Here is a 23296-nt window from a genome sequence, read left to right as displayed (position 1 = left end):
TCATCTCAGCGGAGAATTAGACGCCTCTAAAAATAAATCTATGTGTCTGCGAACTCCGAGTCAGTCGGCAATCGCCGCCGTCTCGGCGCCGGCCAACCGGCGGAGTTCGGCGGGGTCGACGGGGAAGACGGCTTCGGGCGTCCCGGCGGCGGCCCAGACGGTGTCGTACGCCGAGAGCGTCTCGTCGAACAGGACGGGGAGGTCGGTCTCGTGGCAGAACGGCGGAACGCCGCCGATGGACCACCCGACGACGTCTCGAATCGCTTCGGGGTCGGCCATCCCCACGTCGGCGGCGTCGACGCCGAGGCGGGCGGCGACCTTCTCCTCGCTCACCCGGTTTGCGCCGCTGGTGACGACGACGACGAGGTCCTCGCCCGCCCGGAAGACGAGACTGCTGGCTATCTGTCCCACCTCGCATCCGACGGCCGCGGCGGCGTCGGCGGCCGTCTTCGTCCCCTCGGGGAACTCCTCGACGGTCACCTCGAAGCCGTACCGTTCGCGCGCGGCGTCGGCGAACTGCCTCGCTCGCTGATGCATGCTGTCGAAGCGCACGCGGAGGGGGCGCTAAAAGGTCACTCTCCCGGCGATTTCCCGACGGCCGACGCCCCGGACCGCGAGGGACGGCGCCCGACTCGCTTTAGGTCCGCCGAAATAATCAGAATTCTGAAACGTTTATCTCCGCCGGCCGTCTACCACCGGTATGGACTGGGGTAGCTTCGCGTTCGTCTTCCTCGCCGGCCTCGTCACCGCCCTCGCGACGGGTATCGGGGCGCTTCCGTTCTTCTTCGTCCGCGACGTGAGCGACCGCTGGAACGTCGCGCTGTGGGGTATCGCCTCGGGCATCATGCTTTCGGCGTCCGTGTTCGGACTCGTCTTGGAGGCGCTGTCGGCGTACGTGCGGGTGTCGCTGTCCGGCGTCTCCGTCTCGTCGGTTCCGACCCGGACGCTCCTGTTGCTCCTCGTGGGACTGCTCGCGGGCGTCCTCCTCGTCGTCGTCGCCCACCGCGTCATCGAGGGGGCCGAGGTGAACCCCCGGCAGTACGAGGAGGCGGACTTCCGGAAACTCCTCCTCATTCTCGGCGTGCTCACCGTCCACAGTTTCCCCGAGGGCGTCGCCGTCGGCGTCGCGTTCGCTGACCTCGGACTGGAGGGAGGGTTCCGGATATTCGGCGTCGCCGTCCCGCTTCTGGCCGTGTTCATGACCGTCGCCATCTCCGTGCACAACGTCCCCGAGGGCGTCGCCATCTCCATCCCCCTCCGGTCGATGGGCGTGTCGAACCCGAAACTCGTCTGGTGGTCGGTGTTCTCCAGCCTACCGCAACCGGTGGGTGCGGTCGTCGCCTTCTACTTCGTCCGCGTCGCCCGCGACCTGCTCCCCGTCGGCTTCGGCTTCGCCGCCGGCGCGATGGTTTACCTCGTCCTCGCGGAGTTCGTCCCCGAGGCGCTCGAACGCGGGGCGGACCTGCCGAACGGCGGCCGGTCGGAACTCCTCGCCGGCATCGTCGCCGGCGTCGTCGTGATGGTACCGCTGCTGTTCGTCTGAGCGGCCTCGCGGGAGAGAGAAAAAGCGGAGCGTCGTTCGAGGCTCAGTGACTGTGGCCCATCGCGTCGGCCAGGGAGACGCCGAACCGCTCTTCGAACAGTTCCTCCATCTTCTCGTTGAGTTCTTCGAGGTCCGCCGGCGTCTCGCCCTCGCCGTGGTGGACGGCGACGTGCGCCTGCTGTGCGAACGACTGGACGACCAGGTCGCCGACGACGTTCGTCGCCTCCTCGCCCTGTTCGGTGAACACGTCGACGAGTCCCTCGGGGAGTTCGACTTCCTCGACGTCGCCGTCCGGTCCTTCTATCGTATAGGTCTCGGTGTCGACCATGGGTACTCTGCGACCTCTCCGGTTAAGGGTCTGTGGGAATCAGGTGACGCTCGATGAACAGCGCGTTCAGTCGTCCGATTCCGCGGCCGCGGGTTCGGCGTCGGGTTCCGCCTCGGCCGCCTCCTCCCGCTCTAACTCTTCGAGGTAGTCGTCCGCGTCGAGGGCGGCCTTCACGCCGTCGCCGCCGGCCGTCGCCGCCTGCTGGTAGTGGTAGTCGACCACGTCGCCCGCAGCGAAGATTCCGGGGACGTCGGTGGCCGTCTGCCCGCCGTCGCGGCCGCCCTTCGCCAGCACGTACCCCTCGTCGTCGCGCCGGACGCCCGTGCCCTCGAGGTAGTCGGCGTTCGGCGTGTGGCCGATGGCGTAGAACACCGCGCCGACGTCGAAGTCGAACGTCTCCGTCTCGGGGTCGTCCAGCCGCTCGGTCGGGTGGCCCTCGGGGTGTCGCACCATCGTCACGTGGTCGACGCCCTCCTCGGGCGTGCCGTGGAGTTCCGTGACTTCGGTGTTGCGCATGATCTCTATCTCGCCCGCGTCGACTTTCTCCATCACCCTATCTATCCAGTAGTCCTCCGCGCGGAACTCCTCGCGGCGGTGGGCGAGGTACACCGTCGAGGCGAACTTCGTGAGGAAGTTCGCCTCCTCCATCGCGGCGTCGCCGCCGCCGACGACGAGAATCTTCTCGTCGCGGAAGAACGCGCCGTCGCAGGTGGCACAGGTCGAGAGGCCGTAGCCCATCAGGTCGTCCTCGCCCGGGATTTCGAGCGTCCGCGCGGACGCCCCGGAGGCGGCGATTATCGCGTCGGCGGTGTAGACGTCGCCGTTCTTCATCGTCACCGTGAACGGCCGGTCCGAGGCGTCCACGTTCTGGACGATGCCGTGGTCTATCTCCGCGCCGAACCGCTCGGCCTGTTTCTTCATGTTCTGGATGAGTTCCGGGCCGGAGATGCCCTCGGGGAAGCCGGGGTAGTTCTCGACTTCCGTCGTCAGCGTCAACTGTCCGCCGGGTTCGTCGCCCTCGAACACCAGCGGCTCGTTGTTCGACCGCCCGGCGTAGATGGCGGCCGAGAGGCCGGAGATGCCCGACCCCGCGACGATGAGCTTCCGGTGTTCGACGAACGCGTCGTCCTCTGTCATATCTCTCCGTTGGCTAGTGTCGCCCTTTTAGGTTCCGCTGTCGTGCGCGATTGCCGTCGACTCGGACGCGGGGACCGACCGGTTTCATGCGGGAGGGGAGACGACGTGCCCTCATGCCCGCCGACTTGGAGGAGAAGACCGACCGCTACGGCCGGATGCTCGCCGACGCCCTGAAGGCGGCGACGGTCGCCGTCGCGCCGGAGACGCCGCTCGGGGCCGCCGCCGACGAGATAGAGGAGATGGCCGTCTCCTACCTCGAAGACGGGCGGCACTTCCGCGAGAACGACGACCCGGTGAACGCGCTGGCGTCGTTCTCCTACGGTTACGGGTGGCTGGACGCCGGCGTCCGGATGGGCCTGTTCGAGGTGCCCGACGGAACCGGGCTGTTCACGACGGAGTGAGGCGGACGGGACGGCCCCTCACTCGAACCGGAACGACGGGCCGTCCTCAGAATCGTGCACCTCGATTCCCAGCGCTTCGAGTTCGTCGCGGAGTTCGTCCGCGCGGTCGTAGTTGCCGGCCTCGCGTTCGGCCTCGCGCACGTTCAACAGGAGTTCCACGAGGTCCTCGGCAACCGACACGTCGCCGCCCTCGGCCGCGCCGTCGAAGCCGAGACCGAACACGTCGCCGCCGAGGTCCTCGAACGCCTCTATCGCCTCGCGCAGGCCGCGGTAGTCGTACTCCTCGGCGTCGCCGACGTGGGTGTTCACCGCGCGGGCGAGTTCGATGAGCGCGGCCATCGCCTCGCGGACGTTGAAGTCGTCGTTCATCGCCTCGCGGAACGACCCTCGCACCGACGCGACGGCGTCGCGCAGGTCCCCGTCCTCGACCGTGGCGTACGCGTCGGGGCCGTCGGCGGCGGTGACGGCCGCGTCGTAGGCGCGTTCGAGTCGGTTCCAGCGCTCCTCGGCCTCGTTCATCGCCGCGTCGTCGAACGTCTGTTCGGAGTTGTACCCCGTCGAGAGGTAGAACGTGCGAATGACGTCGACGCCGAACTCCTCTAAGGCGTCCTCGACGGTGAAGAAGTTGCCCAGACTGGAGGACATCTTGTCCTCCTCGGTCTGCAGGAGGCCGACGTGGAGCCAGTAGCGCGCGAACGTCTGTCCGGTCGCCGCCTCGCTCTGCGCCACCTCGTTCTCGTGGTGGGGGAAGACGAGGTCCCGGCCGCCGACGTGGATGTCCAGCGTCTCCCCGAGGTGCGTCATCGACATCGCCGAGCACTCGATGTGCCAGCCCGGTCGCCCCTCGCTCCACGGCGACTTCCACGTCTGTCCCTGCGGTCCCGAGAGCGGGTCCAGCCCCTCGTGGCGGTGCTCCGCGACGGCCTCCTCCGACACGCCGCCCGCCTTCCAGAGGGCGAAGTCGGCGGGGTGGCGCTTCTCCGAGCGCTCGTCGGCCTCCCCCTGCGCCTCCATCTCCTCGACGCGCTGGTTCGACAACTTTCCGTACTCCTCGAAGGCGGTCACGTCGAAGTAGACGGAGCCGTTCGACTCGTAAGCGTACCCCTTCTCGACTAAGGTCTCCACGAGGTCGATTATCTGCGGGACGTGCTCGGAGACGCGCGGGTACACCTCGGCGCGCTTGAGGTTCAGCCCGCGCATGTCGCGGATGACCTCCTCGGTGAAGTGGCGGGCCACCTCCGGTTCGGAGTCACCGAAATCGTCCTCGCCGACGCGCGCGGCTATCTTCTCGTTCACGTCGGTGAAGTTCTCGACGTGGTGGACGTCGTAACCCTCGTGTTCCAGCCATCGGTGCATCACGTCGGCGTGCATCCAGAGGCGGGCGTGACCGAGGTGGGCGTCGTCCGAGACCGTCAGCCCGCAGACGTAGAGCAACACGTCGTCGTCGTCCCGTGGTTCGAACTCCTCGCGCTCTCCCGTCAGGGTGTTGGTCACGGACAGCGTCATCGGGGGAGGATACTCCCGAGGCGGTTTTCAACCCGTCGGAACGGCGCCCTAGCGATTGAATACGACCGCGACCCGTGGGGGGAGTAGTGGTCCACCGATGACGGACGGAGACGGACGCGAGCGAATCGCCGACCTCACGGACGGGTCGAGCGAGTACCATCCGGAGTACCGCGGGAGCAACGTCTTCGGACTCGTGCGCGTCCGGACGCCCGACGGCCCGCACCTGCTCGGAACCGTCAGCAAGTTCGCCCGCATCGTCGACTTCACCGCCGACGAAGTCGCCTACGACTTCTCCGACTTCGGCCCCGAACCGCGCGCCGGCGGGGACTCCTTCGGCGCGGTCTGTGCGTGGAGGGGGAAGTACTACTTCGGCGGGTGGGTCATCGCGCCGAGTCCGACGGATACCTTCGACGTGACCGACAAGTACGCCTACCTCCTCGAACTCGACCCCGAGACGGGGTTCGGCGACGGCGGCGCGGCGGACCCCGAGAGCGGGTGGAAGGTCGTCCTCGCCGACCGGAGCGGCGACCACGGTCTGACCGGCGGCGAGGACGGGTGGGCGGCCGAGGTCGGACGTCTCCAGTCCGCTCCCTCGGGCGTCTACGTCAACAGGGCGGACGACGGCGGGTCGGGCGTCGGCGTCGGCGTCTACCGGTACGACGGCGAGGAGGTGACCCGCGTCGCCGGCCACGCGGCGCACGCGGGGGTGATGCGCGGCGACGAGTACGTCACCTACGACGCCGGGACGGGCTACGTCGCCCTCAACGTGACGGACGACGCCGCGCGGACGGTCGGCGTGACGGAACTGCCCCGCCGGACCGGCGGCACGGAGGCGTTCGGCGACGGCCCGACCAGACTGCTGTCGCTCGACGGCGCGTTCGTCGCGTTGCTGGCGGAGGGAATCGCCGTCCACGATGAACGCGGCGGCGCGTTCGCACCGCTGTCGATTCGGAACGTCTACGACGGCGAGACCGGCTACGAGGGGAGTCGGCGGTCGGTTCGCAGCGATTCGATACGCGTCGCCGGCGGGGTGCTGTTCGCGCTCAACGACCTCTCGAAGTCGCCGGGACTGCCGCCGGCGGACCCGCAGCGGTGGAACAACTCGTGGCTGGTCTACCTCGACCAGTCGGGGCCGCGCATCGTCGATACGGGCAAGTGGTTCGCGGGGATGGCGGTGTTCGACGACCGCGTGTATTTCGGAACCGCCTCGTCGGGCCACGGCGCGGGCGAGACGTTCGCCGCGACGATGACCGACCGCCCGAGTCTGACCGCTATCCCCATCTCGGACCTGAAGGACCCCTCGCGGCAACCCGACGTTCGGGACCGAATCGACTACGCGAACTTCGCCGACGGCGCCGAACGGTCGGCGGGCGTCGGGAACGTCCTCGGCGGCTACCCGGCCGCCGGCTACGACGAAGTCGCCGTGGAACTCTCGGTGGGGCCGCTGGACGCCCCAGTCGAGGCCGAACTGCTGGAGTGGGGACTCCACCGCGACGCGGCGGTCCGCGAGACGCACACCTTCGAGGGCGGGGACGGCCACGCGTTCCGCCTGTCGGACCACTTCGGCGGCATCGTCGGCGTCCGCATCGGAGCGGCCGGCGCGGTCCTCGACACGCCGGTCACGGGCACCGCCTACCTCCGCTGACCGTCCGGGACGGATTCGAGGACCTGTGCACGGTCCGTCTCGGCAGGGGAGAGCGTCACGCCGCCGGGCGCGCTCCGACCGGTTTTCGACAGACGTCCCGCGAGAACTCGTTCGCGGCGACGGCGTCCCGAGTCCGCACCAACAGCTATGCCCGTTCGAGTGCTGTCTGTTAGCATGGCTTCCGAACGACCGCGGCCGACTCGACGCGGAGAAATCGAGGAGATACTCGAACGGAAGGCGGGCGGCGTGGCCGAGACGCGCGACGAGGCGGACAAGTACACCGTCCTCGGCGCCGCCCGGCGGGACACCTTCGCCAACTGGCTGACGCCCGTCGAGGAGCACTTCGTCTGCCACCGAAACGACATCCCGGAGGCCGACGCCGACGCGTGGCGCATCGCGCTGACCGGCGACGCGTCCGGGACGCTCTCGATGGCGTCGCTCGGGGAGGAGTACCCCGCCGTCGCCGTCGCGCACACGATGGAGTGCGCGGGCAACGGACGCGGCCAGCACCGCCCCGAGACGGGGAGCGTCCAGTGGGGGTTCGAGGCCGCCGCGACGTCCCTCTGGACCGGCGCGCCCGTCAGTTCGGTGCTCCGCGCGCACGGCGTCGACCCGGACGGGGGCGCCGGTTCGGACGGCCGGTGGCTGACCGCCGTCGGCGGCGACCCTTCCGACGGCGACGACGTGTTCGCGCGGTCGATTCCGCTCTCGAAGGCGTTCGACGACTGCGTCCTCGCCTACGAGATGAACGGCGACCCCCTGCCGCGGGAGCACGGCTTTCCGGTCCGTCTCATCGTCCCCGGATGGTACGGGGTGAACAACGTGAAGTGGGTCGAGGAACTCCGCGTGACGGACTCGATGGTGACCGAGGGCTCCCTCGACAGGCCGGGCGAGCACGCCTACTGGCAGCAGGTGGCCTACCGCATCCACCCGCGCGGCGTCGAACCCGAGGCGAACGACTCCGTCAGTGAGGTGGACACGTGGGAGCAGTTGGAGGGAGCCGTCGAGCACCCGTACACGTTCGACGCGAACGTGAAGTCGGTCATCGGGACGCCGGACGGCGAGTCGCCGGTGAGCGCCGGCGAACGGGTGGAAATCCGCGGCGTCGCGTGGGCCGGCGACGACCGGGTCGACCGCGTCGAACTCTCGACGGACGGCGGCGAGACGTGGGCGGACGCGGAACTGTTCGGACCGGACTACGCGGGGGCGTGGCGGCTGTTCCGGTACGACTGGCGACCCGACGCGGGCGAGTACGAACTGCTGTCGCGCGCGACCGACGAGCGGGGGCGGCGACAGCCAGCCCGCATCTCCGGTCCGGACGCGTGGCGCGACGCCCTCGACGAGGACGCGTTCCCGTGGAACGAGGGCGGGTACGCCGCGAACGCGTACGAACCGAACGGTGTGAGGGTCGAGGTGGCCGAGATGACTGAGGAAATCGACCCCGAGGAGAGCTAGCCGACCCGCTCACACCGACAGCGACGCCAGCGCCGACTCGACGTGCCGGAGGGCGTTCGCTCCCTGTCGCCGCGGGACGACGACGACCAGTTCGCCGTCCGCGACGCCCGCGGCGTCGACGACGACGTTCTCGACTCTCAGTCGGTCGCAGACGACCGAGAGCGCGCGGGCGTCCACGTCGCCGGCGGCGACGAGGGCGGTGAGTTCCCCGCCGGCGGCGACGACGGAGACGCCGCCGACGGTGAGCACTCGCTCGTCGTCCTCGTCGGCCTCGACGTCCTCGCCGGCGAGTCCGACGCCGCTCCGCATCCTGACGGTGGCGTCCCGCGCCTCGGTTTCGAGCGGCGGCAGGTCGTCGGCGAAGCGGCGGAGGGCGGTGGCGACGGCGTCGTCGTCGCCCTCCACCTCCAAGGTCTTCGCGGCGGCGGCGTAGTTCACGACGCCCGCGCGGAGGGCGTAGAGGAGGTGCGGGCGCGCCCTGACGGCGTCTCGTGTCTCGGCGGCCAGTGACATGGTGATGGCCTCGGCGGAGACGCACAAAAGCGTCTCGGAGGCGGGTGTCGCGCGCGGGACGAACTCCGGCTCCGAAATCGACAAGAATCCTTTCGAGAACCCGAAGTCCATAAGGCGGCGCTCCCGTAACCTCCGCACATGCAAGCGCTGGTCATCGTGGCGCACGGGTCGCATCTGAACCCGGATTCGAGCACGCCGACGCGGCGTCACGCGGACACCATCCGCGCGACGGGAGCGTTCGACGAAGTGAAGACCGGCTTCTGGAAGGAGGAGCCCTCCCTGCGGGAGGTCCTCCGAACGGTCGAGTCCGAGGAGGTGTACGTCGTCCCCCTGTTCATCAGCGAGGGCTACTTCACCGAGCAGGTCATCCCGCGGGAACTCCGTCTGGAGGGGTGGGACGTCTCCGAGTGGGACTCCGACGGCCTCTCGGCCGACACCGCGACGCTCGTCGCGGAGGACACCGGCCAGACCGTCCACTACTGCGGCCCGGTGGGCACCCACGAGTCGATGACGGACGTCATCGTCCGCCGCGCCGAGACGGTCACGGGCGACCCCGACGTGGGCGAGGGGTTCGGCCTCGCCGTCGTCGGCCACGGCACCGAGCGCAACGAGAACTCCGCGAAGGCCATCGAGTACCACGCCGACCGCGTCCGCGAGACGGGTCGCTTCGAGGAGGTGCGGGCGCTCTACATGGACGAGGAACCGGAGGTGGACGACGTGACCGACCACTTCGAATCGGAGGACGTCGTCGTCGTCCCCCTGTTCGTCGCGGACGGCTTCCACACGCAGGAGGACATCCCGGAGGATATGGGCCTCACCGACGACTACCGGACGGGCTACGACGTGCCCGCGGAGGTGGACGGCCACCGCATCTGGTACGCCGGCGCCGTCGGGACGGAGGCGCTGATGGCGGACGTCGTCCTCGAACGCGCCGCCGACGCGGGCGCAGACATCGAGGAGGCCATCGCGAGCGTCCGCGAGGAGACGAGAGAGACGCCGGCCGCGGGTGACTAGCGTGCGGGGCGAACAGTTCGAGGCGCTCGTCCGCCGACTGGACGAGCGACCGATAGATTTCGACGGACTGCGCGCCGAGTGGGACGGCGAGGGCTACGCGTTCGAGACGCCCGAGCGCACGCACGAGGGGCTCTCGCAGGCGGGACTCCACGAGGCCGCGGCGAACGCCGAGCCGTACGTGACGAACTGGCACTTCTGGGAGGCCGACGTGGGGCACGAGGGGCGGCACCGCCGCGCGTTCCTCCGCAAACTGGAGGCGGCCGACGACCGGTCGGTCCCCGAGCGCTACGACTCGCTGGCGGAGGGAATGGTGACCGAGTGGGGCGAACTGCGCATCACGGCGACGCTCGGCGACGCGGGCGAACGTCGCTACGAGGTGCGCCACGAGGACGACGCGGCCGCCGCCGCCGCCGCGTTGGAGACGCACGAGGAACCCTTAGACGCCCGCGACATCGGCACCTACGACGAGAAGGGGCGGTACCGGCCGCTGAAGACGGCGCCGACGCTCGTCGACGGCTGGGTGTTTCCCGCGCTGGACGGCCGCGAACTGGTGGAGGCCGTCGACGCGTTCTACCCGGCGACGGTCGCCAACTGGAACCTCGAACGCGAGGGCGAACTCGACGTCTCCCACTGGGAGGGGACGATGGAGCGGCAGTCGGGCATCTACAGCGTCATCCAGACGTGGAACCGGGGAAAGGGGACGGACCACGTCGAGTGGGTCGCGGAGTCCTGCTGCGACGACTCGCAGTGTCTGAAGCGCCGCGAGTGGCAGTACGACGAGGAGACCGAACTCGACGCCCCCGGCGGGGACGGCGCGTTCCCCTGCCGGGAGCCGTGTTCGCTCGTCGTCGCCGCCGCGCGCAAGTGGACGCGACTGGAGGGCGAGGAGTCCCGGACGTACGAGTTCGAACTCACGCCCTCCGAGAAGGAGCAGGTCGAAGAGATAATCGACGCCGTCGCGGACGGCCGCGTCGACGACGTGCGCGAGGCCGACATCTACGAGGGCGCGAACCGCTACCGGACGCGGTTCCTCCGCGCGAAGCGATTCGACGAGGAAGGGAACCTCTCGGGGACGCCGACGGAGTCGGACGAAGACGAGAACTGAGTCCGAACCGGGGCCGGAGCCCTCGACGGTGCCCGTCTTCGCCGCGCGCTACTCGCGCAGGACGAACAGCGCGGCGACGGCGGCGGCGCCGAGGACGACGCCGACGCTGAGGACGACGACCGTGTTCTGAACGACGGTGACGACGAGGGCGGCGACGAACACCACGAGCAGTATCAGCGCCGCGACGGGCACCGACACCTCCGCCGGCAGCGCTCCTCGTAACTCGTCGGCGAGGGAGGGTTCCGGCTCCCGCTGGGGCGGTTTGCTCAACTCCTCGTCGACGTCGATACCGGGTTTCGACTCCGGCGTCGGTTCTATCGTCACGTCGACGTACGCCGTCTCCGCGCCGTACCCGGTGACGACTTTCAGCGTGCCGGAGACGGGTTCGGCCGCGGGGGACGTCTCGACGTGGACGTGCTGTGAGTCACCGCCCTCGACGTAGTGGTTGCCGCCGTCGAGACGCGCGACGCCGGAGAGGTCGTCGTCGAGGTGGAGGTGAACGTGCACGGCCTGTCCCGCGTTCTCGAGGACGACGTAGAACTCGCCGGCCGCCGAGAACGACGGCGGCGCGTCGATGGCGTGGAGGCCATCTCCGTTCAACTCGACTCGCAGCGACTCGGTCACGTCTGGTACGGTCGACCCACCGGTTCAAAAGCGTTCAGGTGTCGCGTTCCTATTCGTCCCGCATATCCGGCGGGAGGAGATTGGGGATACCGTCCTCGATGGGGTACTCCTCGCCCGTGACGGTGCCGACGAGCGTCCCCGAGAGTATCTCGTCGCCGTCTCGCTCCGTGACTTCGAGTTCCAGGTCGCTCTTGTCGAGCGGGTCGCAGAGGATGTCCATCAGGGATTCCTTCATACTCCGCGTTCCGTCTCGATGCGACAAAAGACTACGGGTTCGTCGTTTTCGCGCCGCGGGAATCGGCGGTCGGATTTTGTTCCCGGCGCCGCGAACGTCGAACGCATGCCCGAGGAAACTCTCTACCACCGGCTGGGCGGCCGCGACGCCATCGCGTCGGTCGTCGACGCGTTCTACGACCGCGTCCTCGCGGACGACCGACTCGCACCGTACTTCGAGGACACCGACATGGCGAAGCAGCGAGCCCACCAGACGCAGTTCATCGCCGCGGTGACCGGCGGCCCCGGCGAGTACGACGGCGGGGAGATGGACGAGGTGCACGAGGGGATGGACATCGACCACGAGGCGTACGACGCCATCGAGGAGCACTTGGACGCCGCGCTGGTCGAACACGACGTGCCCGCGGCCGACCGCGCCGACGTCGAAGCGGCCATCGAGTCGTTCCGCGACGACATCGTCGCGGACGAGTACGGGACGGCGGCGAGCGGGACGGCCTGAGGCGAGCGGAGCAGAGAGGAGAGGAGAAGCGAGGAAAAGGGATGACCGACCGGTTCGGCTACTGATCGAAGGGGTCGACGACTTCGACCGTCTCGGCGCGGTCCGGGCCGACGCCGACGGCGTACACCGGCGCGCCAACCTCGTCGGCGACGTAGTCGAGGTACTCGCGGGCGGCCGCGGGGATGGCGTCGTAGCCCTCCTCGGCGACCGACGCCCAGTCGACCTCCTCCCAGGTCTCGAACTCGCGGAGGTTCGGTTCACAGCGGTCCCAGCGCTCGGTCGTCGCCGGGATGGTGAGGCGCTCCTCGCCGTCGAGGTCGTAGGAGTGGCCGACCTTCACCTCGTCGAGTCCGCCGAGCACGTCGAGGTGGTTGACGGCGATGCCGGTGAGACCGCTCACGCGCGAGGCGTGGCGGAGCATCGGCATGTCGAGCCACCCGATGCGGCGGGGGCGGCCGGTGACGGTGCCGAACTCGCCGCCCTTCTCGCGGATGAAGTCCGCGAGTTCCTCCTCTCTCTCGTCCTCTTTCAGTTCGGTCGGCATCGGCCCCTCGCCGACGCGCGAGAGGTACGACTTGACGATGCCGACGACTTCGCCCTGCCCGACGACGGTCGGTCCGACGCCGGTGCCCGTGGCCGCGCCGCCGGCCGTCGGGTTCGAGGAGGTGACGTACGGGTAGCTCCCGTGGTCGATGTCGATGAGCGTCCCCTGCGCGCCCTCGAACATGAGGTTCTCGCCGGCCTCGCGTCGCTCGGCGAGGAAGTCCCCGCAGTTGACGGCCATCCCCTCCTCGCGGAGGCGGCGGCCGAACTCGGCGTACTCGTCGATGAGCGCCTCGAGGTCGCACTCCTCGCCGGCCTCCAGTCCGTACACCTCCTCGATGAGCGCCTTCTTCTTGGGAACGACGTACTCCAGTCGCTGGCGGAGCACCTCGGGGTCCAACAGGTCGCCGACGCGGACGCCGCGGCGGCCCGCCTTGTCCTCGTAGGTGGGGCCGATGCCGCGTCCGGTCGTGCCGACGGTGAGGTCGGAGTCGGCCTTCGCCTCCTCCTCGACGCCGTCGAGGCGGCGGTGGTACGGCATGATGACGTGGGCGCGCTTGGCGACGCGAACGTCGGGGTCGAGTCCGCGCTCTCGCAGGTCGTCTATCTCCGAGAACAGCGTCCGCGGGTTGACGACGCAGCCGTTTCCGAGCACGCCGACCTTGTCGCGGACGGCGCCGCTGGGAACGAGCGAGAGCTTGTACTCCTCGCCGTCTTCGACGACGGTGTGTCCGGCGTTGTCGCCGCCCTGATACCGCGCGACGACGTCGGCGTCGCCTCCCCACAGGTCGACGAGAGCGCCCTTGCCCTCGTCGCCCAACTGGGAACCGACGATAGTGACGGTCATAGTCGGCGATTCTGCGGCGGCACTCAAACCGATTACGGTCCGTCGCCGGCATCTATCCACCGACGTGTATCGAACACCGCCCCGACGGCGGCCGCTACCCATCCCCGTGCATTTTCGTACGAGACTCCTACCCAAACGGTTATGGCCCAGTGCCTCCAAAACCACGTCGTCACTGGCCACGCCCGCGTCGACCGGTTTATCCGGGACCGGCGCGGGTCCCTCGGCTCGGGTCACAGCGGACCGACAGTTCTCCGACCCGCGGCCGAGCGGAGGGGTAACATTTAAAGGCCGCAAAGACGAGTTAACAAATGGCATGATAGACCGACTTGAGAAGGAAGTGGATATGCTGGAGCGGCACTTGCAGGTGCTGAAGATGGTCATCGAGAGCGAGCCGATCGGAATCGTGAAGATGTCCAACGAGACCGGCTACCCACACCACAAAGTCCGTTACTCCCTCCGCGTCCTCGAAGAGGAGAACCTCATCGAGCCCTCCAGTCAGGGTGCGATTACGACCGAGCGCACCGCCGAGTTCGTCGACGAACTCGACGAGAAGCTCGACGAAATCGTCGACAAGCTGGACTCGATGAAAATCGAGGAAGCGGCCGAAATCGAGAACTGAGTCGCCCGACGGTCCCACGCCGCCGCCGGCGTCTCGCGGCTGAGGTGACGGTCCGCGTCGCCTCCGGCGACACCGGGTGCGCGGACGCCGGCCGCGGAACGCGGCCCCCGGACTGACCACGCGGCGACCCTCCTCTTACTACTCTCGACGCGCCCGCAGAGCGGCGTCGCCGTCGTTCTCCGCCCGCTCAGAGGTCGGGGACGTTCACGTGGAACTCGTTGTTCCGCGCCTCGACGAGACAGACGTGGTAGCCCTGCTTGCGCGAGAGCCTCACGAACGACATCCGCTTGGACCGCGAGAGGAATCCCCCGCCCGTCGCCTCGGAGACGGACTCCAGCGCCTCGGGGTCGAAGAACGACTCGGTGACGTAGAACGCCGTCGCCATCGCGTCGCTGCTCTCGGCGACGGCGCGCGCGTTCTCGACCAGCGACGCCACCATCGCCTCCGAGGCTGCGGTGCGGGCGGTGTTCATGTCGGCGACGAACAGGGCGTCGCCCATCTGGTCGCGGAAGACGACGTCGAACTCGCGGTTCTCCGCTCCCTCCTCCGTCTCGAAGCCGACGACGCCGCGGAGTTCGATGCGGTCGACGCGCGGTAGCGAGTCGAACAGGTCCGCGAGCGTGTTCCGGTTGCCCGTCTCGCCGATTTCGTACAGGAGGTCGGTGACGACCCACTCCGCGAAGGCGTACTCCGTGCTCTCGCGGAGGAACTCCTCGTACGGGACGCCGTCGACGGCCAGTCCCGCCGTGTCGAACGTCGTGTGGTGTTCGAGGCGGAGGTTCTCGACGACCTCCTCCCTGGACGCCCGTCCGTCGTGGGCGTCTTCGAGCGTCGCCCGCCCCTTCCGCCGGTAGCGGACGAACAGGTTCGTCCCCGAGAGCGCCGCCTCGGGCGACATCGACTCCTCGGCGACGAACTCGCCGTCGGCCGACGCCAGTTGCGCTTCGAGGCGTTCGACCTCCGCCTCCAGCGTCTCGACGCGCGCTTCGAGTTCCTCGGCCCGGTCGCGGTGCTCGTCGCGTTCGGACTCCAGTTCGTCGCGCTCCGCGGCGAGTTCGTCCCGGCGGGCCTCGGCCGCCTCGAGTTGCCCGCGCAGTTCGGCGACCGCTTCGGCCGACTCGCTCGCCTCCGCCTTCGCCGACTCGGCGGCGGCCGCGGCGGCCTCCTCGCGGCGGCGCTTCGCCTGCTGTTCCTCGCGGTGTCGCCGCTGTTGGTCCTCGCGGCGCTGTTTCCGCTGCTCCCGTCGGCGTCGGGTAGAAGGCGAGGGCGACGTCTGCCGTCGTCGCTGGGCCGCCTCCGCGCCGCTCCCCGCCTCGCCGTTCTGCGTGCTCGACTCGCCGGGGTCCAGCGACGGTATCGACCCCGCCTCGCGCCACTTCTCCTCGGCCGAGAAGGGGTCGTCGCCGCTCCTCGTCTCCCCTTCGCCCGAGGCGTCCGTCCGGTCGGCGTCGACGGCGGCGTGTCCGACCGAGTCCGCGAGGGCGTTCGGTTCGCTTCCGTCCGGAGACTCTTCCCCGGCGGACCGGGGGGCGCGTTCCTCCTCGGCGGGGTCGACCGCCTCGGGCGCGTCGGCGGCGGCCGCCTCGGGCGCCTGCACGTCCGGACGCGGGTCGTCCGGCGGCGAAGCGGGTTCCTCACGCGCTCCGACCGCCTCGGAGTCGTCCGCCCCGTCGTCGCTCGCGTCGCCCGCCTCTCGGTCGCGGCGCTCCCCGTCGGCCGCGCGGACGCCGCCGTCGTCCGTCGGTGCCGACGCGCGGGGCTCCGTCGGCCGCGGCGCCTCCGACTCCGGGACTTCGGCGGTCGGGGCCGGGTCGGCGTCGTCCGCGTTCGCCGCGTCGCCCTCGACCGGCGCGACGTCCGCGCTCGCGGGGTCGCCCCCCTCGGCCGGTGGTTCTGGCTCGGTTCCGTCCGCGGCGGAGTGGGGCGCGTGCGCCTCCTCGGCGGGGTCGACCGTCTCGGGTTCGTCGGCGGCGGCCGCCTCGGGAGCCTGCGCGTCCGGGCGCGGGTCGTCCGGCGGCGCGGCCGCGTCCTCGCTCGCTTCGACCGCTTCGGGGTCGTCCGCCCCGTCGTCCGGGCGCTCCGGCAGGTCGAGAATCCGGAGGTCGACCTCTTTCACCTGGTAGATGCCGACTTCGTCGTCGGCCCGCTCGAACGCCTCGTCGCCGGTGACGAGTCTGTCGTTGGTGCCGACGAACGCCACGCTCATCGACTTGCCGCCGTAGTAGGCGACGTAGTAGTCCCCGGAGAGCACGTTCTCCGCCAGTTCGACGTAGCCCGTGAATCCGCCCGCGGACAACGTCTCGTCGGCCTCCGAGAGCGGCGTGTCGTTCGTGTAGTAGCTCGCTCGCGTCTCGCCCCCCGTCTCGCGCATCGCGAACAGGAGCGAGAGCGCGGGGTCCGGCGCGCGGTGCGCCGTCAGCTCCGCCCCGTCGAACGATTCGAGACTCCCCCCGAAGACGCCGATGAAGCGCCCGTTGAGCGCGAACGCCCACGTCTCCCCCGACGAGACGGCCCCGGAGAACCCCGCGTCGGCGAGTCGGTGCAGCCCCTCGTACCCCGCCTCGACGGGGACCGTCTCCCACTCGGTTACCGTGTCGATTGTCTGTCCATCCATTTGCCGCTATATCACAGAATCCGAGACATATACTTTCCGGAGAAACGACCCGGCGTCCGGGCGGTTTCTTGCTGTCGACTGACACTACTCCCGCGGCGGCCGACGCCCGTCCGACGGCGGCGACTCCGAACCCGGACCGCCGAGGGCGTCGCGGAGCGTCGCGACTGCGAGCACGAGGAGGTACGCGCAGAGACCGGCGGCCAGCGCCGTCGCCGCGGCGGGACCGAAGCGGAGGACGGCCAACACCGAGAGGCCGCCGCCGAGAACGAGGGCCGCCGCCTGCACCGCCGGACGCTCCCAGACGGCGCGCACGCGGGCCGCACGGAGCGACAGGAGCGCTTCGAGCGCGAGGGACCCCCCGGCGCCGACGGCGACGGGGAGGGGCGTCACGGGCGCGTCGAGGGCGACGATAGCCGCGGCGACGGGGACGAGAACGACGAGGGCGAGGAGAGCGTCGCGGCGGCGTCCCATGACCCGACCGAGGGACGGCGCCCTTTTAGCCCTCGGGGGTGTTGAGAGTGGGTATATGGTCGATGGGCCCGCCGAGACCCTCTCGCGCGCGAAGCGCCGACTCGTGCTGTTTCTCTCCGGCGTGGCCGTCCTGATGGTCGGCTACGCCCTCGTCTACCAGTGGGGGATGGCGACGTTCGAGGGCATCTCGGTCCCCTTCATCGACGCCCTGCACGTCGTCGTCGAGACGTTCACGACGACGGGGTACGGCGAGGACGCCGGCCAGTGGACCTCCACCGGGATGAAACTCATCACCATCCCGATGATGCTCTCGGGCGTCACCGTCATCTTCCTCACCCTGCCGCTGTTTCTCGTCCCGTTGGTCGAGGAGGCCCTCCGCACCGCGCCGCCGACGGAGACGGACCTGACCGACCACGTCATCATCTGCTCGTTCACCTCGCGCGGCGGCACCCTCGTCGAGGAGTTGGCCTCGCGCGACGTACCGTACGTCGTCGTCGAGTCCGACAGCGAGACGGCCGAGCGCCTGTTCGCCGACGGGGACGACGTCGTCCACGGCAATCCCGAGTCCGTCGAGACGCTGGAGGCGGCCAACGCCGACGAGGCGATGGCGCTCGTGGCCGACGACGACGACGAGACGAACGCCTCCATCATCCTCTCGGCGAAGCAGGCGGCGCCGGACCTGCGCGTCATCAGCCTCATCGAGGACGCCACGCTGTCGGACTACCACCGCTACGCCGGCGCCGACGAGGTTGTCTCCCCCCGCCGCATCCTCGGGGAGAGCCTCGCGCGCAAGGCCGCCTCGCCCATCGCCACCGACATCGACGACGCCGTCGAAATCGGCGACGACTTCGAGGTGGCCGAGGTGCTCGTCCAACGCGGCTCCGCCCTCGAGGGCGACACCATCGCCGAGAGCGCCATCGGGCGGCGCACGGGAGTAAACATCATCGGCGCGTGGTTCCGCGGCGAGTTCGTCACGCCGCCGGACCCCGACGCCGTCGTCGACGAGCACACCATCCTGCTCGTCACCGGCCGCGAGAGCCAACTGGAGCGCCTGAAGGACCTCACGCGCTCGGAGACGCGGCGTTTCCGCCGCGGGAAGGTCGTCGTCGCCGGCTACGGCGAGGTGGGGGCGACGGCCGCCGACGCCCTCGCCGCGGAGAACGTCCCGAGCGTCGTCCTCGACGAGCGAGACGCCCCCGGCGTCGACGTGGTCGGCGACGCGACGAACAGACAGGCGCTCCTCTCGGCGGACATCGACGAGGCGCAGAGTATCATCCTCGCCCTCGACAGCGACACGACGGCCATCTTCGCCACCCTCGTCATCAAGCAGGTGGCGCCGGAGACGGAGGTCATCGCCCGCGCGAACGACGCCGAGAGCATCGCCAAACTCTACCGCGCGGGCGCGGAGTACGTCCTCGCGCTCTCGACGGTCAGCGGGCGCATCCTCGCGTCGAACCTGACGGAAGAGGAGGTCATCGCGCCGCAGTCGCAGGTCGAAATCGTCCGCACCGCCGCGCCGCAGATAGCGGGGCAGACGCTCGCGGAGGCGGACGTCCGCGCCCGGACGAACTGCACGGTCATCGCCGTCGAACGCGACGGCGAACTGCTCACCGAAGTCGGGCCGGAGTTCGTCGTCCGCTCCGCGGACGTCCTCGTCGTCGCCGGCACGGACGAGGACATCAACCGCTTCAACGTCGTCTGCGGTTGAGGTCGACTCCCCTCAGAACGAGGGCCGAAGCGGCGGCGACAGCAACGGCGACAACGGCGCCGGCGGCGCGAGGGCGAGAACCCACGCCGCCAACGAGAGCGCGCCGACGAGTTCGGGGACGGCGATGCCGGGGCCGAGACCGGCCGCGAACCAGAGCGGCCACGCCGCCGCGGAGGCGACGGCAAGGAGCAGCGAGACCCGTCCGGTCGTCGTTCCCCGCCGGCGGACGCCGTCGAGGGCGAGCGTCGCCGCGAGGAGGGCGAAGAAGGCGACAGCCGCCGGGTAGTGCAGCGGGTCGTCGAACGGGAACGCGCCGACGCCCGCCATCGAGACGGCGCAGAGCGCGTACGCCGCCGCGACGGCGCGGGAGTCTTCACTCAGGAGGGGGGCGTACCCGAGCGCGAGGCAGCCGCCGACGAACAGACCGCCGTTGAAGAGGAGGGCGGTTCGGGGGCCGACCCCGAGGTCCGAGAGCGCGCTCGCGGTCCAGGAGAACGTGGGAGAGAGCGCGACGGCGAGGAAGACGCCCGCGAGGGCGATGGCGGCGCCGAGCGGACCGGCGAGTCGAGCGAGGGTTCGGATTCGAACGTGAGCGCGCCGAGCGGGCGAGCGGGAGTCGGCCGGGTCCCGTTCGGAGTCGGTCTGGTCAGTCACGGGGCGTAGCTACGGTCCGCGGTCGAAAGAAGAGTCGTCGCGGCGATTCGGTCCGTTCGGTCGCGTCCGACTACAGGACGCCCGAACTGGTGCCGAGTTCCGCGCCGACGTAGAGCACGACGACGAGGAAGATCCAGACGACGTCCACGAAGTGCCAGTACATCGACGCCGTGCTGACCGAGACGTGGCGGTCGGCGGAGTACTGTCCCATCAGCGCGCGGATGAACACGATGCCAAGGAGCACCGCGCCGAGGCTGACGTGCAGGCCGTGCAGGCCGGTCAGTCCGAAGAACGCCGACCCGAACAGCCCGGAGGTGAGAGTGAAGTCCGAGTGGATGATGAACTCGTAGTACTCGTACACCTGCCCGCCGATGAACACCACGCCGAGCAGTAGCGTGAGCGCGAGGCCGCCGAGGAACTTCTTGCGGTCGTCCTTGCGGATGGCGACGTGCGCCCAGTGGAGCGTGGCCGAGGAGGCGATCAGCAGCGCGGTGTTGATGAGGACGAGCGACCCCGTGAGTTCGGGGACGCCGACCAGTATCTCCTCCCAGTTGCCGGCCCTGATGTAGAAGTAGTAGCCGAACAGCGCGCCGAACGTACCGAGTTCGGAGCCGAGGAACGCGAGCATCCCCCAGCGGAGCTTGTTCGCGCCCTTCTCGTCGGCGTCGCGCGTCCAGAAGTGACTCACGAACGCGTGGTAGACCCAACCGTACAGTCCGGCGAGGAAGATGCCGATCGACGCCACGAACGCGACGGGACCGACCATCGACCCGACGATGGCGTCCTCACCGCGTCCGAGGATGTAGAGACCCGCGCCGGCGTAGATGCCGGCGGAGCCGACCGCGGTGACGAACGGCCACCAACTCGCCTCGCCGAATCCGCGAGGCCAGTCCTCCACCGCCGGCAGGTGGTGTCCGTGGTCCTCGTGTGCTTCTTCGGTACCCATACCCGGACGTAGCCGTCGGACTACTAAAAATCCTCCCAAGTCGCGGCCGGCGTCAGGCCGCCGGCGCCGTCCGGACGGCGCCGCGTCGGTCCCTCAGTCCGCGCTGGACGGCGCGCGGTGGTACGGCCGCGCGGCTATCTCCCGGCGGATGTCGTCGAGCGAGTCGGGGTCGGCGCCGTCGGACATCCGCGAGACGACCGCGAACACCTCCTGTCGGGACACCTTCACGCCCGAGTTCGAGAGGGCGTCCTCGGGTCGCGAGAGGAGTTCGCGAAGCGTCCCCACCGACAGGAGGAACGGCACGGCCCACGCGGCGAGGGTGTTGCCGTCCGTCAGCGGCACCGTCTCGAGGTACGTCTGCGCGTCGTCGAGGAACGAGGAGGCGTGCTCGGCCGTCTGGCGGACGACCGACGCCGCCTCCGTCTCGTGTTCGGGGTCGATTACCTCCTCCTGCGGCACGCCCTCGGCTTCGAGCCACTCGGCGGGCAGGTAGACGTTGTTCTCGGCGGTGTAGTCGTCGTAGACGTCCTTCGAGATGTTCACCAGTTGCAGGAGGAGGCCGAACTCCTCGGCGGTGTCGTAGAGGCGGCGGCGACGCTCGGGGGAGACGTCGCCGCGGGTGACGAGGTTCGTGATGAGGTTGCCGACGGTGCCGGCGGCGTAGTAGCAGTACTCCTCGAGTTCCTCGCGGGACTGGATGCGGAGGCCGCCGGTGTCGTCGTAGCGCTCGACGAACAGCACCATCCCCTGCACCATCTCCCGCACGGGCGGCGTCACCGCCTCGCGGACGTCCTCGGGGAGGCTCCCGAAGGTTCGGACCACTCGCGGGGCGTCGCGGACGACGCGCCAGTCCTCGCTTTGCTCCTCGGGGACGTGCGGTTCGACGGCGGCGACGAACTCCTCGACGGACGTGTCGTCGTCCGGGTCGAGGACCGCGTCGTACGTTCGGAGGATCTCCGCCTGCACCGACGGCGGGACGTGCGAGGCGTCCTCGACGGTGTCGGCGATGCGGCAGAGTAGGTAGCCGACGCAGATGTAGGACGACATGGGCTCGTCGAGCACGTCGACTGTCAGTGCGAAAGTGCGAGAGACCCCCTCAACCGCCTCGTGGCACCATTCGAGGTCGGTTCGGTCGACGTGGGGACGTTCATCCTGCTGAGACATTCGAAGTGTAATTCCCTACGGAATGGGGACTAAAAAGTTTCGTGGAGGCTTCGCGCACACTATCGCCAGACCGAGAGATACCACGAGACCGAGAGATAACGTAAAGTAACGACGATGAAAGACCACCATATGGACTTCGCGCTCTCCGCGGAACAGCGACAGATACGCGACATGGTGGCCGACTTCGTCGACGGGGAGATACGGCCGCGAGCGGCGGAGATAGACGAGACGGACGAGTTCCCCGCCGACCTCGTTTCGGAGATGGCCGACCTCGGCCTCATGGGGATGCCGTTCCCGGAGGAGTACGGCGGCGCCGGACTCGACTACCACTCCTACGCCATCGGTTTAGAGGAGATATCGCGGGGGTCGGGCGGCCTCGGCACCGTCGTCGCCGCGCACACCTCGCTGGCCGGCAACATGCTGTACGAGTTCGGGAGCGAGGCGCAGAAGGAGGAGTACCTGACGCCGCTGAACGAGGGGACGGATATCGGCGCGTTCGCCCTCTCGGAGGCGGGCGCGGGCAGCGACGTGCCCGCGATGTCGACGACGGCGAGGCGGGAGGGCGAGGAGTACGTCGTCGACGGCGGAAAACTCTGGATATCGAACGGCTCCGTCGCCGACACGGTGACGCTGTTCGCGAAGACGGACCCCGACGCCGGGCGGAAGGGCATCTCCGCGTTCGTCGTGCGCCCCGAGGAGGACGACGGCTTCGTCGTCGAGGGCACCGAACACAAACTCGGCGACAAGGGCTGTCCGACCGCCGAACTCCGCTTCGACGACATGCGCATCCCCGCGGACCGCCGCATCGGCGAGGAGGGCGAGGGGTTCGTGCAGGCGCTGAAGACGCTCAACGGCGGGCGAATCACCATCGCCGCGCGGTCGGTGGGCATCGCCCGCGCCGCCCTCGACGACGCCCTCGACTACGCCGACGACAGGGAGCAGTTCGGCCAGCCCATCGCGGAGTTCCAGGCGATAAAGCACAAACTGGCGGACATGGACACGAAGGTGCAGGCGGCGAAGATGCTGATGCACAAGGCGGCCGACCTGAAGATTCGGGGGGAACCCTATATCAAGGAGGCCGCGCAGGCGAAACTGTACGCCTCGGAGATAAGCCGCGAAGTCGCCAACGAGGGCATCCAGATCCACGGCGGCTACGGTTACACGAAGGACTTCCCCGCGGAGCGCTACTACCGCGACGCGAAACTCAACGAGATATACGAGGGCACCAGCGAGGTTCTCAGAAATACCATCGGCGACCGACTGCGCTCGGAGCGGTAATCGGAATCAGCCGTCCGTCTCGGAGGCCGGGTCCGGATCCGACTGCGCGTCTCGCTCTCGACCCCGTCCGTTCTCGACTCGCTCTGCCAGCCACGACTGCTGGGACTCTACCCCGTCGGCGCCGAGTTCGGTGAGTTCGTACACGTCGTATATCTCCTCGGTCCGCCGGACGAGGTGGCCCTTCGAGACGAGGGCGTCGAGCGTCCCGTAGAACGACTGCGGGTCGATGCGCGTCCCGTAGTGCGCCTCCAGTCGGGTCTTCAGCTTCTGTCCCCGGAGTTCGCCGGCGTCGTAGAGGATGGCGCAGAGGTCGCGGCGGCGACCGCTCTGGAACCACGGCATACCCGTTCATTCTCCGACGGGCACAGGAGGCTTTCGTTCCCGGCCCGCGCGGGCGCGGCCGACCCCCGATTCGGACCGACCCGACCGACCCGAATCGAACCGGTAG

The 23296-nt window shown here is 69.3% G+C and carries 24 protein-coding genes; 10 read left to right on the top strand and 14 right to left on the bottom strand.

The annotated features are described in order from the left end of the window. Nucleotides 1–60 precede the first annotated feature (60 nt). A complete protein-coding gene (locus NDI79_RS03260) occupies nt 61–537 on the bottom strand; it encodes a YbaK/EbsC family protein (protein WP_310927009.1) in 477 nt (158 codons plus the stop codon). A 163-nt stretch (nt 538–700) separates the two neighbouring features. Between NDI79_RS03260 and NDI79_RS03255 the strand changes: the two genes are divergently transcribed. After that, complete coding sequence (locus NDI79_RS03255) at nt 701–1543, top strand: ZIP family metal transporter (RefSeq protein ID WP_310927008.1); 843 nt, start codon at nt 701–703, stop codon at nt 1541–1543. Between the two features lie 43 nt (nt 1544–1586). On the opposite strand, the gene NDI79_RS03250 is transcribed toward NDI79_RS03255, so the two are convergent. Then, on the bottom strand, nt 1587–1871 hold the full coding sequence (locus NDI79_RS03250; RefSeq protein ID WP_310927007.1) for a DUF7545 family protein: 285 nt from the start codon (nt 1869–1871) through the stop codon (nt 1587–1589). A 66-nt stretch (nt 1872–1937) separates the two neighbouring features. Next, entirely contained in the window at nt 1938–3008 is a 1071-nt protein-coding gene (locus NDI79_RS03245; protein WP_310927006.1) for an NAD(P)/FAD-dependent oxidoreductase, read from the bottom strand. Between the two features lie 113 nt (nt 3009–3121). Between NDI79_RS03245 and NDI79_RS03240 the strand changes: the two genes are divergently transcribed. Beyond that, nucleotides 3122–3409 carry a DUF357 domain-containing protein gene (locus NDI79_RS03240; protein WP_310927005.1) on the top strand — a complete coding sequence of 96 codons (288 nt, stop codon included), beginning with the start codon at nt 3122–3124 and terminating at the stop codon, nt 3407–3409. An 18-nt stretch (nt 3410–3427) separates the two neighbouring features. Here NDI79_RS03240 and cysS read toward each other — a convergent pair whose 3' ends face one another. Next, nucleotides 3428–4915, bottom strand: coding sequence for a cysteine--tRNA ligase (gene cysS / locus NDI79_RS03235; RefSeq protein ID WP_310927004.1), 1488 nt, complete (start codon nt 4913–4915; stop codon nt 3428–3430). Nucleotides 4916–5012: 97 nt separating this feature from the next. On the opposite strand from cysS, the gene NDI79_RS03230 reads away from it, so the two are divergent. Beyond that, the gene (locus NDI79_RS03230; protein ID WP_310927003.1) at nt 5013–6560 is read left to right on the top strand and encodes a DUF2139 domain-containing protein; all 1548 of its coding nucleotides are present in this window, start codon (nt 5013–5015) and stop codon (nt 6558–6560) included. Between the two features lie 174 nt (nt 6561–6734). Then, complete coding sequence (locus NDI79_RS03225) at nt 6735–8015, top strand: sulfite oxidase (RefSeq protein WP_310927002.1); 1281 nt, start codon at nt 6735–6737, stop codon at nt 8013–8015. A gap of 9 nt (nt 8016–8024) precedes the next feature. On the opposite strand, the gene NDI79_RS03220 is transcribed toward NDI79_RS03225, so the two are convergent. Next, on the bottom strand, nt 8025–8528 hold the full coding sequence (locus NDI79_RS03220) for a DUF7523 family protein (RefSeq protein WP_310927001.1): 504 nt from the start codon (nt 8526–8528) through the stop codon (nt 8025–8027). A 138-nt stretch (nt 8529–8666) separates the two neighbouring features. Between NDI79_RS03220 and NDI79_RS03215 the strand changes: the two genes are divergently transcribed. After that, nucleotides 8667–9542, top strand: coding sequence for a CbiX/SirB N-terminal domain-containing protein (locus NDI79_RS03215; protein WP_310927000.1), 876 nt, complete (start codon nt 8667–8669; stop codon nt 9540–9542). Then, nucleotides 9535–10647, top strand: coding sequence for a DR2241 family protein (locus NDI79_RS03210; RefSeq protein WP_425499562.1), 1113 nt, complete (start codon nt 9535–9537; stop codon nt 10645–10647). The genes NDI79_RS03215 and NDI79_RS03210 overlap by 8 nt, the downstream gene beginning before the upstream one ends. Nucleotides 10648–10695: 48 nt before the next feature. Here NDI79_RS03210 and NDI79_RS03205 read toward each other — a convergent pair whose 3' ends face one another. Beyond that, the gene (locus NDI79_RS03205) at nt 10696–11271 is read right to left on the bottom strand and encodes a DUF7524 family protein (RefSeq protein WP_310926999.1); all 576 of its coding nucleotides are present in this window, start codon (nt 11269–11271) and stop codon (nt 10696–10698) included. A 49-nt stretch (nt 11272–11320) separates the two neighbouring features. After that, nucleotides 11321–11506, bottom strand: coding sequence for a methytransferase partner Trm112 (locus tag NDI79_RS03200; RefSeq protein ID WP_049917238.1), 186 nt, complete (start codon nt 11504–11506; stop codon nt 11321–11323). Nucleotides 11507–11611: 105 nt separating this feature from the next. Between NDI79_RS03200 and NDI79_RS03195 the strand changes: the two genes are divergently transcribed. Beyond that, nucleotides 11612–12004 carry a group I truncated hemoglobin gene (locus NDI79_RS03195; RefSeq protein ID WP_310926998.1) on the top strand — a complete coding sequence of 131 codons (393 nt, stop codon included), beginning with the start codon at nt 11612–11614 and terminating at the stop codon, nt 12002–12004. Nucleotides 12005–12062: 58 nt separating this feature from the next. Here the strand turns inward: NDI79_RS03195 and NDI79_RS03190 are convergent, their stop codons facing one another. Further along, nucleotides 12063–13394, bottom strand: coding sequence for an adenylosuccinate synthase (locus NDI79_RS03190; protein ID WP_310926997.1), 1332 nt, complete (start codon nt 13392–13394; stop codon nt 12063–12065). A 313-nt stretch (nt 13395–13707) separates the two neighbouring features. Here NDI79_RS03190 and NDI79_RS03185 point away from each other — a divergent pair, with 313 nt between their 5' ends. After that, a complete protein-coding gene (locus NDI79_RS03185) occupies nt 13708–14013 on the top strand; it encodes a hypothetical protein (protein ID WP_310923260.1) in 306 nt (101 codons plus the stop codon). Between the two features lie 187 nt (nt 14014–14200). On the opposite strand, the gene NDI79_RS03180 is transcribed toward NDI79_RS03185, so the two are convergent. Beyond that, nucleotides 14201–16627 carry a DUF7527 domain-containing protein gene (locus NDI79_RS03180; protein WP_310926996.1) on the bottom strand — a complete coding sequence of 809 codons (2427 nt, stop codon included), beginning with the start codon at nt 16625–16627 and terminating at the stop codon, nt 14201–14203. Between the two features lie 84 nt (nt 16628–16711). Further along, nucleotides 16712–17098: a hypothetical protein gene (locus NDI79_RS03175; protein WP_310926995.1), complete on the bottom strand. Its 387-nt coding sequence runs from the start codon at nt 17096–17098 to the stop codon at nt 16712–16714. 55 nt (nt 17099–17153) lie between these two features. Between NDI79_RS03175 and NDI79_RS03170 the strand changes: the two genes are divergently transcribed. Then, nucleotides 17154–18806 carry a potassium channel family protein gene (locus NDI79_RS03170; RefSeq protein WP_310926994.1) on the top strand — a complete coding sequence of 551 codons (1653 nt, stop codon included), beginning with the start codon at nt 17154–17156 and terminating at the stop codon, nt 18804–18806. Between the two features lie 12 nt (nt 18807–18818). On the opposite strand, the gene NDI79_RS03165 is transcribed toward NDI79_RS03170, so the two are convergent. From NDI79_RS03165 to NDI79_RS03155, 3 genes are all read right to left on the bottom strand, one after another. Next, a complete protein-coding gene (locus NDI79_RS03165) occupies nt 18819–19460 on the bottom strand; it encodes a DUF998 domain-containing protein (protein ID WP_310926993.1) in 642 nt (213 codons plus the stop codon). Nucleotides 19461–19530: 70 nt separating this feature from the next. After that, the gene (locus NDI79_RS03160) at nt 19531–20406 is read right to left on the bottom strand and encodes a cytochrome c oxidase subunit 3 (protein WP_310926992.1); all 876 of its coding nucleotides are present in this window, start codon (nt 20404–20406) and stop codon (nt 19531–19533) included. A gap of 93 nt (nt 20407–20499) precedes the next feature. After that, the gene (locus NDI79_RS03155) at nt 20500–21570 is read right to left on the bottom strand and encodes a phytoene/squalene synthase family protein (RefSeq protein ID WP_310926991.1); all 1071 of its coding nucleotides are present in this window, start codon (nt 21568–21570) and stop codon (nt 20500–20502) included. Nucleotides 21571–21699: 129 nt separating this feature from the next. On the opposite strand from NDI79_RS03155, the gene NDI79_RS03150 reads away from it, so the two are divergent. Further along, nucleotides 21700–22848, top strand: coding sequence for an acyl-CoA dehydrogenase family protein (locus NDI79_RS03150; RefSeq protein WP_310927622.1), 1149 nt, complete (start codon nt 21700–21702; stop codon nt 22846–22848). A gap of 6 nt (nt 22849–22854) precedes the next feature. On the opposite strand, the gene NDI79_RS03145 is transcribed toward NDI79_RS03150, so the two are convergent. After that, nucleotides 22855–23190: a DNA-binding protein gene (locus NDI79_RS03145; protein WP_310926990.1), complete on the bottom strand. Its 336-nt coding sequence runs from the start codon at nt 23188–23190 to the stop codon at nt 22855–22857. Nucleotides 23191–23296: the final 106 nt, after the last annotated feature.

This window comes from Halogeometricum sp. S3BR5-2 (assembly GCF_031624635.1).
Lineage (GTDB): Archaea > Halobacteriota > Halobacteria > Halobacteriales > Haloferacaceae > Halogeometricum > Halogeometricum luteum.
Note: the sequence above shows the minus strand (reverse complement) of the source record. Positions and strands in the feature narration are given on the sequence as shown.

Excerpts from the sequence above, each read along its gene's own strand:
- NDI79_RS03160 (WP_310926992.1), bottom strand. The coding sequence starts at position 20,406 with ATGGGTACCGAAGAAGCACACGAGGACCACGGACACCACCTGCCGGCG.
- NDI79_RS03245 (WP_310927006.1), bottom strand. The coding sequence starts at position 3,008 with ATGACAGAGGACGACGCGTTCGTCGAACACCGGAAGCTCATCGTCGCG.
- NDI79_RS03215 (WP_310927000.1), top strand. The coding sequence starts at position 8,667 with ATGCAAGCGCTGGTCATCGTGGCGCACGGGTCGCATCTGAACCCGGAT.
- NDI79_RS03220 (WP_310927001.1), bottom strand. The coding sequence starts at position 8,528 with ATGTCACTGGCCGCCGAGACACGAGACGCCGTCAGGGCGCGCCCGCAC.
- NDI79_RS03260 (WP_310927009.1), bottom strand. The coding sequence starts at position 537 with ATGCATCAGCGAGCGAGGCAGTTCGCCGACGCCGCGCGCGAACGGTAC.
- NDI79_RS03250 (WP_310927007.1), bottom strand. The coding sequence starts at position 1,871 with ATGGTCGACACCGAGACCTATACGATAGAAGGACCGGACGGCGACGTC.
- NDI79_RS03225 (WP_310927002.1), top strand. The coding sequence starts at position 6,735 with ATGGCTTCCGAACGACCGCGGCCGACTCGACGCGGAGAAATCGAGGAG.
- NDI79_RS03230 (WP_310927003.1), top strand. The coding sequence starts at position 5,013 with ATGACGGACGGAGACGGACGCGAGCGAATCGCCGACCTCACGGACGGG.
- NDI79_RS03195 (WP_310926998.1), top strand. The coding sequence starts at position 11,612 with ATGCCCGAGGAAACTCTCTACCACCGGCTGGGCGGCCGCGACGCCATC.
- NDI79_RS03170 (WP_310926994.1), top strand. The coding sequence starts at position 17,154 with ATGGTCGATGGGCCCGCCGAGACCCTCTCGCGCGCGAAGCGCCGACTC.
- NDI79_RS03190 (WP_310926997.1), bottom strand. The coding sequence starts at position 13,394 with ATGACCGTCACTATCGTCGGTTCCCAGTTGGGCGACGAGGGCAAGGGC.
- NDI79_RS03155 (WP_310926991.1), bottom strand. The coding sequence starts at position 21,570 with ATGTCTCAGCAGGATGAACGTCCCCACGTCGACCGAACCGACCTCGAA.
- NDI79_RS03200 (WP_049917238.1), bottom strand. The coding sequence starts at position 11,506 with ATGAAGGAATCCCTGATGGACATCCTCTGCGACCCGCTCGACAAGAGC.
- NDI79_RS03145 (WP_310926990.1), bottom strand. The coding sequence starts at position 23,190 with ATGCCGTGGTTCCAGAGCGGTCGCCGCCGCGACCTCTGCGCCATCCTC.
- NDI79_RS03175 (WP_310926995.1), bottom strand. The coding sequence starts at position 17,098 with ATGGGACGCCGCCGCGACGCTCTCCTCGCCCTCGTCGTTCTCGTCCCC.
- NDI79_RS03255 (WP_310927008.1), top strand. The coding sequence starts at position 701 with ATGGACTGGGGTAGCTTCGCGTTCGTCTTCCTCGCCGGCCTCGTCACC.
- NDI79_RS03240 (WP_310927005.1), top strand. The coding sequence starts at position 3,122 with ATGCCCGCCGACTTGGAGGAGAAGACCGACCGCTACGGCCGGATGCTC.
- NDI79_RS03180 (WP_310926996.1), bottom strand. The coding sequence starts at position 16,627 with ATGGATGGACAGACAATCGACACGGTAACCGAGTGGGAGACGGTCCCC.
- cysS (WP_310927004.1), bottom strand. The coding sequence starts at position 4,915 with ATGACGCTGTCCGTGACCAACACCCTGACGGGAGAGCGCGAGGAGTTC.
- NDI79_RS03150 (WP_310927622.1), top strand. The coding sequence starts at position 21,700 with ATGGACTTCGCGCTCTCCGCGGAACAGCGACAGATACGCGACATGGTG.
- NDI79_RS03185 (WP_310923260.1), top strand. The coding sequence starts at position 13,708 with ATGATAGACCGACTTGAGAAGGAAGTGGATATGCTGGAGCGGCACTTG.